General features: G+C 63.9%; 12 protein-coding genes and 1 pseudogene. 7 read left to right on the top strand and 6 right to left on the bottom strand.

Features of this window, described 5'->3' with window-relative positions; genetic code table 11:
* Positions 1–168 precede the first annotated feature (168 nt).
* From APH34_RS23515 to APH34_RS23530, 4 genes are read left to right on the top strand one after another with little or no spacing between them, the layout of a single operon-like run.
* Positions 169–2,409, top strand: coding sequence for a TonB-dependent siderophore receptor (locus APH34_RS23515; protein ID WP_054903184.1), 2,241 nt, complete (start codon positions 169–171; stop codon positions 2,407–2,409).
* 48 nt (positions 2,410–2,457) lie between these two features.
* Positions 2,458–2,745 (top strand): hypothetical protein, encoded by a 288-nt coding sequence (locus APH34_RS23520; RefSeq protein WP_054903185.1) that lies wholly within the window; start codon positions 2,458–2,460, stop codon positions 2,743–2,745.
* Positions 2,742–4,262 (top strand): PepSY domain-containing protein, encoded by a 1,521-nt coding sequence (locus tag APH34_RS23525; RefSeq protein WP_054903186.1) that lies wholly within the window; start codon positions 2,742–2,744, stop codon positions 4,260–4,262. Before APH34_RS23520 ends, APH34_RS23525 begins: the two co-directional genes overlap by 4 nt.
* Positions 4,259–4,591: a DUF3325 domain-containing protein gene (locus tag APH34_RS23530; protein WP_054903187.1), complete on the top strand. Its 333-nt coding sequence runs from the start codon at positions 4,259–4,261 to the stop codon at positions 4,589–4,591. Before APH34_RS23525 ends, APH34_RS23530 begins: the two co-directional genes overlap by 4 nt.
* 10 nt (positions 4,592–4,601) lie before the next feature.
* On the opposite strand, the gene APH34_RS23535 is transcribed toward APH34_RS23530, so the two are convergent.
* Entirely contained in the window at positions 4,602–5,198 is a 597-nt protein-coding gene (locus tag APH34_RS23535) for a biliverdin-producing heme oxygenase (RefSeq protein WP_054903188.1), read from the bottom strand.
* A 136-nt stretch (positions 5,199–5,334) separates the two neighbouring features.
* Between APH34_RS23535 and APH34_RS23540 the strand changes: the two genes are divergently transcribed.
* Positions 5,335–5,871, top strand: coding sequence for a histidine phosphatase family protein (locus APH34_RS23540; RefSeq protein ID WP_054903189.1), 537 nt, complete (start codon positions 5,335–5,337; stop codon positions 5,869–5,871).
* Between the two features lie 20 nt (positions 5,872–5,891).
* On the opposite strand, the gene APH34_RS23545 is transcribed toward APH34_RS23540, so the two are convergent.
* Positions 5,892–6,677, bottom strand: a complete 786-nt coding sequence (locus tag APH34_RS23545; protein WP_054903190.1) for a sulfite exporter TauE/SafE family protein — start codon at positions 6,675–6,677, stop codon at positions 5,892–5,894.
* 252 nt (positions 6,678–6,929) lie between these two features.
* Between APH34_RS23545 and APH34_RS23550 the strand changes: the two genes are divergently transcribed.
* A complete protein-coding gene (locus tag APH34_RS23550) occupies positions 6,930–7,307 on the top strand; it encodes a RidA family protein (RefSeq protein ID WP_054903191.1) in 378 nt (125 codons plus the stop codon).
* 136 nt (positions 7,308–7,443) lie between these two features.
* Here the strand turns inward: APH34_RS23550 and APH34_RS30420 are convergent, their stop codons facing one another.
* The 3 genes and pseudogenes from APH34_RS30420 to APH34_RS23560 all read right to left on the bottom strand — a co-directional run bounded on the left by APH34_RS30420 (position 7,444) and on the right by APH34_RS23560 (position 10,352).
* Complete coding sequence (locus APH34_RS30420; RefSeq protein ID WP_371263323.1) at positions 7,444–8,184, bottom strand: methyl-accepting chemotaxis protein; 741 nt, start codon at positions 8,182–8,184, stop codon at positions 7,444–7,446.
* A gap of 117 nt (positions 8,185–8,301) precedes the next feature.
* Positions 8,302–9,330, bottom strand: a pseudogene (gene mcpA, locus APH34_RS30425) (methyl-accepting chemotaxis protein McpA); the annotation flags it as partial.
* Between the two features lie 143 nt (positions 9,331–9,473).
* Positions 9,474–10,352, bottom strand: coding sequence for a LysR family transcriptional regulator (locus APH34_RS23560; protein WP_054903193.1), 879 nt, complete (start codon positions 10,350–10,352; stop codon positions 9,474–9,476).
* A 101-nt stretch (positions 10,353–10,453) separates the two neighbouring features.
* On the opposite strand from APH34_RS23560, the gene APH34_RS23565 reads away from it, so the two are divergent.
* The gene (locus tag APH34_RS23565; protein ID WP_054903194.1) at positions 10,454–10,882 is read left to right on the top strand and encodes a PACE efflux transporter; all 429 of its coding nucleotides are present in this window, start codon (positions 10,454–10,456) and stop codon (positions 10,880–10,882) included.
* A 44-nt stretch (positions 10,883–10,926) separates the two neighbouring features.
* On the opposite strand, the gene APH34_RS23570 is transcribed toward APH34_RS23565, so the two are convergent.
* Positions 10,927–11,952 carry a hypothetical protein gene (locus tag APH34_RS23570; protein WP_054903195.1) on the bottom strand — a complete coding sequence of 342 codons (1,026 nt, stop codon included), beginning with the start codon at positions 11,950–11,952 and terminating at the stop codon, positions 10,927–10,929.
* Between the last annotated feature and the right edge of the window lie 39 nt (positions 11,953–11,991).

Genomic DNA, 11,991 nt, shown 5'->3' on the forward strand with positions numbered 1-11,991 from the left:
TCCGTTACAAACATGTAAATTTCGTAAATAAGATTTAATCACAATTGAGAATCACTATATTTACCCACCCTGTTGGCCCCCAAGCAGTTCGCGGGGCCGGTGGGCGAAGGCCCCCGGCTTCCTGGCAGGGATGTGCCCTTTCGCCCACGAGTCGCAGGAGATGTACCCATGCAGTCAAGAACCTCACCCAACAGCCTGGCCCTGGCGTTTGTCGCGCTGGCATCGCCGGCCATGATGGCGACCGCAGCCGAAGGCGAGGAGCGGCGCACCGGTGAGGTGCTGGCAGTACCGGTGCCCGACAGCGCGCTGGTGATCCAGGACACCCTGGTGACCGCCGAGCGCGAGGCCCGTCAGGCGCTGGGGTCGTCGGTGATCACGGCAGAAGACATCCAGCGTCGCCCGCCGGCCAACGACCTGTCCGACATCATCCGCCGCGAGCCCGGGGTCAACCTGACCGGCAACAGTGCCAGCGGTGCGCGTGGCAACAACCGTCAGATCGACCTGCGCGGCATGGGGCCGGAGAACACCCTGATCCTCATCGACGGCAAGCCGTCCAGCGCGCGCAATGCGGTGCGCTATGGCTGGAACGGTGACCGCGATACCCGTGGCGAAACCAACTGGGTGCCGGCCGAGGCGGTCGAGCGCATCGAGATCCTGCGTGGCCCGGCGGCTGCACGTTACGGGTCCGGTGCCATGGGCGGTGTGGTGAACATCATCACCAAGCGCCCCACCGACGAACTCAAGGGCAACCTCAACCTCTACACACAGATGCCCGAAGACAGCGCCGAAGGCGCCAGCCGCCGGGCCAACTTCAACCTCAGCGGCGGGCTCACCGACGACCTTGGTTTCCGTTTGTACGGTGGCCTGGCGAAGACCGACGCCGACGACCTGGACATCAACGCCGACCACGCCAACAGCGCGCTGGTGGCTGGCCGTGAGGGTGTGCGCAACAAGGACATCAACGGCCTGCTGAGCTGGAAGCTCAACGACGAGCATCGCCTGGAAGCCAGCGCCGGCTACAGCCGCCAAGGCAATATCTATGCGGGCGACACCATGAACAGTAACGGCGGTGGCAACCTCGACCTGATCTCCAGCTTGTATGGCCACGAGACCAACGTCATGCAGCGCAACACCTATGACCTGACTCACCTGGGCGACTTCACCTGGGGCACCAGCAAGACCACCCTGGCCTATGAGTACGTGCGCAACTGGCGCCTCAACGAAGGCCTGGCCGGCGGCCCGGAAGGCGCGATCAACGACAGCGGTGCGGCCATGTCGCGGCTGCGTAACACGCGCCTTGCCAGTGAGGTCAACCTGCCGTTCGCCATGGGCAGCACCGAGCATGTGCTGACCCTCGGCGGCGAATACCTGTACGAGTCGCTCAACGACCAGGGCTCATTCCGCCCGCAGAGTTTCGACCCCAGCGGTGGCGGCAATGATGTGATCAGCGGTTTCGACCGCAGTGATTCGAAGATGACCGCCAAGAGCTACGCGCTGTTTGTCGAAGACAACCTCATTGTCGGCAATACCACCGTCACCCCCGGCCTGCGCTTCGACCACCACGAAACGTTCGGGGACAACTTCAGCCCAAGCCTCAACCTGTCGCACAAGCTGACCGAGGCGTTGTCGGTCAAGGGCGGAATCGCCCGTGCGTACAAGGTGCCCAACCTGTACCAGTCCAACCCCAACTACCTGCTCTACAGCCGCGGCAATGGCTGCAGCGTGCAACAGAGCAATGCCGGTGGCTGCTACCTGCAGGGCAACGCCGACCTCAAACCGGAAATCAGCGTCAACAAGGAAATTGGCCTGCTGTATGACCGTGGTACCTGGCGCACCAGTGCGACGTACTTCCGCAACGATTACAAGAACAAGATCATCGGCGACACCGATGTGCTGTACACCATCAACAACGGCCGCCGTGTTACCCAATGGGAGAACGCCGGCAAGGCACGGGTGGAAGGGATCGAGGGCAACCTGTTCATTGAACTGGCCCCGACCCTGGACTGGAACACCAACCTGACCTGGATGCTCGACAACGACAACCGCGAAACGGGCGAGCCGCTGTCGGTGATCCCCGAGTACACGGTCAACAGCACCCTCGACTGGCGCGCTACCGACAAGCTGTCGTTCCAGGTGGCAGGCACCTATTACGGCAAGCAAAAGTCGCCGTCCTACAACTACCGCACCCAGGAAAACTACGACGCAGAGGCCCAGCAGGATGTCGAGGCGTACGGCCTGGTGGATGTGAGCGCCGGGTACAGGTTCAACGCCAACTATGACGTGCGGGTGGGCGTGAACAACGTGTTCGACAAGCAGATCCTGCGCGGTGGCAATGCCAGCAGTTCGGGGGCCAATACCTATAACCAGCCGGGCCGAGCGGTCTTTGCTTCCTTGAATATTTCCTTCTGAGCCTTGGGGCTGCCCGGCAGCCCCACAACGATCACCAAGGAGCTCCCGATGAGCACAGCCCCTGCCTGGCTGCAGATAGTCTCGCGTAGCAGCGCTGCACTGTTCGGTGGCTATGCGCTCACCTACGCCGCCAGTGCCTGCCTGGCGCGGCTGCTGCCACTGTCGCCCGCCGACGCGGTCATCGTCGCGACGTTGCCTGCCTTCCTGTTCTACACCGCTGCCATCCTCTGGGCTTTCGCCAGCCGTGACGCGCTGCGCGCCTGGTGGCCGCTGGGTGTGGCCGCCCCCCTGGCGTTGATCGGCTTCTGGCCCCAGGCACTGGAGTGGCTGGCATGAAGAACACCTTCACTCAATCGATGGCCTGGCTGCACACCTGGGGCGGGCTGGTGTTCGGGTGGCTGTTGTTTGCCATTTTCGTCACCGGCACGCTGGCGGTGTTCGACAAGGAACTCAACCACTGGATGCAGCCGGAAATCCCGGCGCACGAAGTGCCCCAGGCCGAGGCTGCGCAGCGCGCCATCGACTACCTGCAAGCACATGAACCGCAGGCCGCCAACTGGGGCGTCAGCCTGCCCACCGAGCGCGCGCCAGGGCTGCGTGTGTCCACCGGCGACCGGCGCCATGGTGGCGGCGTGCAGCTTGACCCGCACAGTGGTGAAGCCATTGCGGTACGTGACAGCGTGGGCGGTAATTTCTTCTTTCGCTTCCACTTTACCCTCGACTTGCCGCGCAACTGGGGCATCTTCGTGGTTGGCGCGCTGGCGCTGGTGATGCTGGCGGCCCTGGTTACCGGCATCGTCATTCACAAGAAGATCTTCAAGGAGTTCTTCACCTTCCGGCCGAACAAGGGCCAGCGCTCGTGGCTCGACTTTCACAATGCCAGTGCGGTGCTGTTGCTGCCATTCCACCTGATGATCACCTACACCGGCCTGGTCATTTTCATGCTCATCTACATCCCGGCAGGTGTCGACGCGCTGTTTGCCGGTGACAACCGGGCCTACTTCCAGGCCCAGGGCAATACGCGCCTGGAGCAACCCCGGGGGCTGACCAAACAGCCCGGCGAGCTGGTCGATGTGGCGCCGCTGCTGGCCCAGGCGCAAGCGCGCTTGGGGCCGATCGCCGGGTTCAATATCCGCAACCCCAACACCGCCGGGGCACGCATCGAGATACGGCCTGAGCTGGGTAATCGCATCGCGCTGTCCAAGGGCCAGGCCATGGTCTTCGACGGGGTCAGCGGGCAGTTGCTCAGCGACGTCAGCGAGTGGCAGGCGGCGCCGTTGACCCAGCGGGTGATGGTGGGCCTGCATTTCGCCCAGTTCGGGGGTTACCCCATGCGCTGGCTGTACTTCGTGTGCGGGGTCATCAGTTGCGTGATGATTGCCAGCGGCCTGGTGTTGTTTTGCGTCAAGCGCGGGCGCAAGTATGCCAATGCCAGTGCCGACGTTTCGGCGCGGCGTTGGTACCGTGTGGCCGAGGTGTGCAATATCGGTTTCGTTACTGGCTTGTTGCTGGCCTGCGTCGGTCTGCTGTGGGCCAGCCGCCTGCTGCCGGTCGAGCTGGCGCAGCGGGAAGGTTGGGAGGTGCGGGCGTTCTTCGGGGTATGGCTGCTGGCGCTACTGCACGCGGGCATCAGGCCGGCGCGCCGGGCCTGGGTCGAACAACTGGGGCTGACAGCCCTGCTGTGCATCGGCCTGGGGCTGTGCGGCGGGCTGGGCGATGCCATGCGCCAAGGTGTTGTGGTGTGCGCGGGGGTAATTGGCGCCCTGCTGGGCCTGGTGGCGTGGCGTGTGCAGGACGCGGTGCCGGCACCGCTTACAGCCAGGGCAGGGCGACGTGTGGAGGCAGGCGCATGATGATGTGGGTTGCAGGTGGCGTACTGTTCGCCTACGCCGGAATGCTCGGCCTGTGCCAAGGGCTGGAGCGCCATTACAAGCAGGTCTGGCACCGCGCCTGCCCACGGGCGTTGCGCCTGGTGTTGCGAAGTGCCGGTTGGCTTGCACTGGCGGTTAGCCTGCTGCTGTGTGCCCAGGCCTGGGGCTGGGCGATGGGGCCGGTGGCGTGGTTCGCGCTCATGTCGCTTGCGGGCATGCTGCTGGTGATGGTGTTGCCTTACTGGCCACGGGCAGCGGTAGGAGCGACGGGTTTGCTACCGGTATGGGGGCTGTTGCAGCTGCTGGGCTGAGCTGGCCAGCTCAGCCTTGATTCAGCACGCCCCGGCGCCCCAGCCAGCGTTCGAAGCACTGGAAGGTGGCGATGGCGGCCTGTACCGTGGCGGCCTGGGATGCCGCTGCGCTTGGGGCGCGGCCAAGCCGATCGAGGAAGCTGCGCCAGTAGTGGCCGGTCAGCGCCCCGTACACGTCGAAAAACCCTGTGCCGTTGCCAGGGCCCAGGCCAAGGCGTTCGGCCATCGCCCGCTTCAGCACTTGGCCACCCAGCGTAGAACCTTCCAGCACGTACATCACGCCCAAGGCGCTGGCTTCATCGTTGATGGTCGGCAATGCCTGGCACAAGGGCAGGGCGTCGATCTCGGCAGTGCTCAGGTCGAGGGCCAGCAGGTCCAGGGTCAGTGCGGGGATCTTGGCACGTTTGGCCTCTTGATACTGCCCAAGGCGCACCTCAAGCGGGGCGTGGAAACCGTAATAGGCTTGCAGTAGGCGGCTGTAGGCGGCGGTATCAAAACCTGTGGCAAAGAACGGCAGGCGCGCCTCGAGCGCCTTGTGGCATTCACGGGTACCCTCGCGCAAGGCGAGCAGCAAGGGACTGGAAGAAGAAGGTAGAGTGGCAGACATCGGGGGAACTCTGGTGGCATTTCGCCTAAGTTGGAGTGGCGACGCTGGGGCAGTGTTCCGCAGCGACGACATTGTTGCAGAAAAAACATCGCCGACGTGCTAAACCGGCTAACCCAATTGCTCGAAGGCCCCGCCGGTGAAAGCCGTACACCTGACCCTGCTTTGCCATGCCCAGACCCAGGCCCAGAAAGTCGGCCGTTTTCACACGCCCGAAGACGGCCTGTTGCCAATAGCCGATGCCCCGCGCGAGGAGGTCGCAACAACGGTGCTGACCGCCCCGGAGCGGCGTGCCCGCGACACGGCCGCCTGGCTGTGCGAGCGCGCGCAGGTTGATCCGTTGTTGGCCGATTGCGACCTGGGCAACTGGCAGGGCCTCACCCTCAAGCAGCTGCAGGAGGAGCAATCCGGTGCGCTCATGCAGTGGCTTCAGGCCCCCTGCAGCGCGCCCCATGGTGGGGAGTCCTTCAACCAGCTGCGCCAGCGCATGACGGCGTGGCTCGATTCATTCGAGGGCCACGGCACGTGGATGGCCGTCACTCATCCCTTGGTGATGCGGGCGGTATTGATGAACGTGCTGGATTGCCCATCCGTTGCCGCTGGCCGCATTGACGTGTTGCCGTTGGCACGGTTGCAGCTGAGCTTTGCCGGGTGCTGGCGCCTGCGCTTGGCCTGATCAGGCTTGCGCTCGCCTTGTCAGAATGCCAGCTTGTACCCGATCAGCAACAGCATGCCCGCCAGGCATGGCCGCAGCACGCGGTCCGAAATCCGCCCGGTGAGGTGGCTGCCCAGGTAGATGCCCGGCAGCGAGCCAAGTAGCAGATAACCCAGTAGCGACCAGTCCATGTTGCCCATACCGGCATGGCCAAGGCCGGCCACCAGCGTCAGGGGGACGGCGTGGGCGATCTCGGTGCCCACCAGGCGGCGGGTGACCAGGAACGGATACAGCAGAAACAGCGCCACAGTGCCCAGTGCGCCGGCACCGATCGACGTGAGGGTGACCATCACGCCCAGCACCACGCCGGTGAGCACGGTCAGGGTGTTCAGGCTGCGGTCGCTGAGGTGGTAATGGTCACCGGCATGGCGGTTGGCGAACGCCTGCAGGCGCGACTTGAACAGGATTGCCAGCGCAGTGAGGATCAACACCACTGCCAGGCCCTGCTTGATGATGGCATTGAGCGCTGAGGTATCGGTGTGCAAGGTGCTGAGGAACCACAGGGTCAGCGCGGCCGCTGGGACACTGCCCAGGCTGAGCAGGCCGGTGATCTTCCAGTCGATGTTCTTGTTGCGCCCATGCACCCAGACGCCACTGGCTTTGGTGATGGCGGCATAGAGCAGGTCGGTGCCAACGGCGGTGGCTGGATTGATGCCAAACCACAGCAGGATCGGCGTCATCAGCGAACCGCCACCCACGCCGGTCATGCCGACGATGAACCCCACAACCAGTCCGGCAATGGTGAAACCGAAAGAACCTACATCCATACGCTACTCGACTGCCCAGCTTTTGCCCGTGATCGGATGGCTGCCAGCATATAGATTTTTTTATAGCCAAATAGACTTGTTCGTTATTAGGTTATAACTGCGAACGCAGAGCGCTACTGCCTCTCAGTGGTCCGTCATTACCACCTTCCTGAGGCCCGATGTCAGCGCAAGGTGGTTATGCTATCCAATCGGCAGCGGGCGCTTCGCGCCTGCCCCCTGCACGTTTCCAGTAATCCTCGAAGGAGTGTTTCCATGAGCAATGACATCCAGCGTTTCCCCAGCAGCCTGCCGTTTCCGTTCTCGCGCGCGGTCAAGGCGGGCGGCTTCCTGTTCCTGTCCGGGCAGGTGCCAATGAACGCCTCGGGCGAGGTGGTACGTGGTGACATCCAGACCCAGACCCGCGCAGCCTGCGAGCGTATCGCCGAGAGCCTGGAGGCCTGCGGCGCGCGGTTCGATCAGGTGGTCAAGGTGACGGTGTGGTTATCGGACATGGGCCATTTCGGCGGTTTCAACGAGGTGTACAAGACGTTCTTCGGTGCTGCGCTGCCAGTGCGCTCGACAGTGGCCTCGGCGCTGGCACTGGGCGTGGATGTGGAAATTGAAGTGCAGGCCTATGTCGGCGAGCAGTGAGTGAGCCCTGTGCGCGGATAAGCCCGCGTACAACCCTGCTGGCCACAACCAGAACCGTCGAAGGTTCACCGGGTGCGGCGAGCCAGGGTGGGTAAGCCGATGGTGGTTCAGGGGCGCCAAGCGCCCCCAATGGGCATCAGATACGGAAGCTGCCGACCAGTTGCTTGAGCCGCCCGGCCTGCTGGGCCAGAGCATCGCAATGCTGCAGCGTCTGGTTGAGGTTTTCCACCCCTTGTTGGTTGAGGACATTGATCTGGGTGATATCCAGGTTCAGGCTTTCGACCACCGCCGTCTGCTCTTCGGTCGCAGTCGCCACCGATTGGTTCATGCCATCGATCTCGCCGATACGTTGAGTGACGCTGGCCAGGCGTTCACCGGCCTGGTTGGCGACCTGCACGGTCTGCTCGCTGGACACCTGGCTGGTGTTCATGGTGTGCACCGCTTCGCGGGAACCCACTTGCAGGCTGGTGATCATGCGGTGGATTTCCTCGGCCGACTCCTGGGTACGGTGCGCCAGGTTGCGCACCTCGTCGGCAACCACGGCAAACCCACGCCCGGCCTCGCCAGCACGGGCTGCTTCGATGGCGGCATTGAGCGCCAGCAGGTTGGTCTGCTGGGAGATGCCCTTGATCACGTCAAGGATCTTGCCGATTTCGTCGGTGCTGGCATTGAGCGTTTCAATCTGCTCGCAGGATTCACTGATGCGCTGCGACAGCGCTGCCATGGCGTTGATCGCTTCTTCAACCACTTGCCGCCCACCGTTGGCCTGCTCGCTGGCGCCGCTGGCGTGTTGCGAAGCGTCGGCGGCGTTGCGGGCGATTTCCTGGGTGGCGGCGCCCAGTTCGTTGATGGCCGCTGCGACGCTGTTGGTGCGCATGCTCTGCTCTTCAGAGCCGATGATCGAGGCGTTGGAGGCGTTGACCACCTTTTCCGACAGGTCGTGCACCAGGCGGGTGGCCGAGGACACTTCACGGATCGAGGTGTGGATGCGCTCGACGAAGCGGTTGAACGAGGTCGCCAGTTCGCCGAACTCGTCCTGGTGCTGCACGTCCAGGCGACGGGTCAGGTCGCCTTCACCTTCGGCGATATCGCGCATGGCGCGGCCCATGGTGGTCAACGGGCGCATCAACACCGGGATCAGCAGGCCCAGCAGGCCGGCGATGACGGCCACGGCGATGAGCATGGCGATGATCGCCGAGGTGCGGAACTGGCCGAGCGCGGCGTAGGCTTTGTCCTTGTCGATCGACAGGCCAATGTACCACTGTGCCGACGGCAGCCCGGCAACCGGGGCGAAGGAAATCAGCCGGTCCTTACCATCGAGGGTGACGTCCTGCATGCCTGCGGCGACGTGCAGGCCGCTGCCAGGGTAGATGTCCTTGAGGTTCTTCATCACCTGGTCTTTGTCCGGGCTGACGATCACCTGGCCGCTGCTGTCGGCGAGGAAGGCATGGCCGATGCCGCCGAAGTCGACCGAGTTGATGATCTGCACCAGGGTATCCAGGGTCAGGTCGCCGCCGACCACGCCGATCAGCTCGCCGTTACGTTTGCTTTTCACCGGTGTGGCGATGGTCACCATCAGGCCGCCGACAGCGCCCTGGTAAGGCGCGGTGAGCACGGTCTGCCCGGCGTTTGCGGCGCTGGCGTACCACGGGCGCTGGCGTGGGTCGTAACCGGCGGGCATTTGCGTGTCGGGGCGCTGGGTAAATACGCCGTTGGCCTGGCCCAGGTAGGTGAACAGGAAGTTGCGGGTATAGGAAGGCTGCTCGATCAGCCCGGCCAGTGTCTCGCCAGCCCCTTGCTCGGCGATGTCCTGGGCCAGGTTCTCCAGCACCAGGATGCGCCCGCTCATCCAGTTCTGCACACTGCTGGCGGCCAATGCGCCGGACTGTTGCACCGATGACGCGATGTTCTGGCCGATGGTGTTGCGTTGTAGGTAATCGTTGTAGAGCGTGAACAGCGCAAATGCCAGCACCACAACGCCGCAGGCGCTGAGCAGGATCTTGTGGCGAAATTTCAGGTTCATGTTTCGAGACCTTGAGCCATGGAGGGGAGGGCGCCGCGCGCTCGTGGCGCGATGGCGGGTCCTGTCCCTCCGCTATCGGCTCTTTGGGTAAAAAATTGAAACAGTTACACCCACAAGCTAATGGGATTTCGACGGACGGTAGCCTAGCGTTTTGCCAGTTGCTCAATCAGCAAACGCGCCGCCTGGCGCAGCGGTTGCTGCTTGCGCCAGAACGCATGCACCGGCAGCTGCAGTTCGTTGCGGGTATTGCGAAAGTGCAGGCGCACCAGGCGCCCGGTGTCGATCAATGGCGCGACCCGCGACAGCGGCAGATCACCCCAGCCAAGGCCGGCTTCGACCATCTGCAGGGCAAAGTCGAAACTGTCGGTGGACCAGTGGGTGGCGCCGATCAATGCACGGGGGTCACTCAAAGGCAGGTCGCGGCTGCGCACCAGGATCTGGCGCACGTTGATCAGGTCTTCCAGGTAATGGATACGTCCGTGGACCAGCGCCGGGTGGGTGGGGGACAGGGTCGCCACCAGTGACTCCATACCGATGTGCTGGAAACCCAGGCGGGCATCGACCTGCAGGCCGGCAAATGCCAGGCACAGGTCGGCGCGGCCGCTGTGCAGCAGGTGCAGGGCGTGCTCCTGGGGCGCACTGACCAAGCCGATGTCCAGCAGCGGGAAGCGCTCCCCGAGGGTGGCGATAGCCGCCAGCAACGGGCGGTGGTCGATGTCTGGGGCCACGGCCAGCGTCAGGCGGCTTTCCAGCCCCTGGGACAGCTCCAGGGCATGCACCTGCAACAGCCCCAACTGCTCGGCGATCAGCCGTGCGTGGGGTTCCAGCGCCAGGGCTTGGGCACTAGGGCGTACCTCGCGCGGGCCGCGTTCGAACAGCGCATAGCCCAGCTCGGCCTCGAGGTTGCCAATCGCCATGCTGACCGCTGAAGGCACCCGGCCAAGGGCGCGGGCGGCGGCGGAAAACGAGCCGCGGTCAAGTACGGCGAGAAAGAGTTGAATGTTGTCACTGGAAAAATTCATGGCAGCCTCCTGTCAATCAATCTGATAGCTGCAGACTTTTTCTGTCAATAAGATTGAAGCATTCTTGCGCCCTTCGCTTTTCGTCACATGAGGTAACCCCGGTGCAAGGACTGAAACGCAAACTGGTCTACGTGACTTTCTACGAACTGATCGGCCTGTGCATGTCGACGTTGGGGTTGGCTTACCTGTCAGACACCGAGGCCTCGCACACGGGGCCGCTGGCGGTCATGATCACCACCATCGCCATGCTCTGGAACCTGATCTACAACAGCCTGTTCGAGTATTGGGAGAGCCGCCAGGCCAAGCGAGGCCGCAGCGTGGCCCGGCGCGTGGCCCATGCCATCGGCTTCCAGCTGACGTTGGTGGTGTACCTGATCCCGCTGATTGCCTGGTGGATGGGCATGAGCCTGGTCGAGGCCTTCCTGGTGGACCTGGCGTTCATCATCCTGGTGCCGTGCTACACCTTCGCCTACAACTGGGCATTCGACCGCATCTTTGGCTTGCCCACGTCGGCGCTGGCGGCCGCGTGATGCAGTGAAGGACTTGGGTCGCGTAAAGGCCGGCCCAACCACCGCTAAGGCGGCAGGCGCATCAACAACGGGTCCTGCGGCCGCTGCGCACTGGCCAGCAGGCTGTCCTCGACCTGCCCCGACAGGTAGTACACCCCGGCCATGGCGCCGCTCTGGCGGTTCTCCATCAGCTCCTGCCACTCCTGGTTGAGCGCGACGTTGAGGATTACCCGCAACTGTTCGACCATCTCCGGGTGCTCGCGGTCATGGGTGACCATGCCGTAGCCGGCCGCTGCCACCGAAATCATCGCACCGGCCACCTTACCCACCGCGCTCGCCACCGCGCTGGCGATACCGCGCGGTGCCAGGGTCGCGCCCAGTTTCTCGCTGGCGCGGTTGGCCACCGACGACAAACCCACGTCAGTTTTCCCAGGGCCTTTGGCGGCTTGCTGGTGCAGGTGTTCGCGCAGGGCGAGCCAGGCTGGTTGTTGGTCGAGGGATTTGGCCCGCAGCAATTCATACAGGCTGGCGTCGCGCGCCGGTGGCGGGCCCAGGGCGATGGCCGGGATGCGGTTGAGGCGCTGGCTGAATTGCTCGGGCGGGGCATTGTAGCGCTGGATGATGGCCGGCAGTTGCTGACCGAGCAGTTGCACATACAACTCGCACGCGCGGTCGCGGATAGCCTCCGGGTTGATCTGCTCGGCCACCGGGTCGATCACCCGATTGTGGTACTGCTCCTGCAGGTACAGGGCCAGGCGTTTTTCCGCCGGTTCGCGGCCTTCGCCGCTGTCGAGCTTGTACCAGGCAACCTTGAGCGTCAGCCACTGCTGGGTCCAATAGCCCGTGAACCACGGAATGAAGTCGCTTTCGGTACGTTGTTGCACCTGCTCTTTCCATACCCGCATCGAGCGCCGCGCGTAATCGTTGGCCGAACCGGCAGCACCGGCCGAGGCATCGATCAGGTCCTGGTCGATGCGCTGCCAGGTGGCCGGGTTGAGCACGGCAGGTGGCGGTGGGGCAGGCGGGGGCTTGCCGGCGCAGGCGCCCAAGGCCAGCACCAGGCAAAGCAGCAAGAGGATGCGCGGGCTCACGCGACCGCCTCCCGGATGTGAGGCCAGTGGTTATCCGAG

The sequence above is a fragment of the Pseudomonas sp. NBRC 111131 genome (assembly GCF_001320525.1).
Lineage (GTDB): Bacteria > Pseudomonadota > Gammaproteobacteria > Pseudomonadales > Pseudomonadaceae > Aquipseudomonas > Aquipseudomonas ceruminis.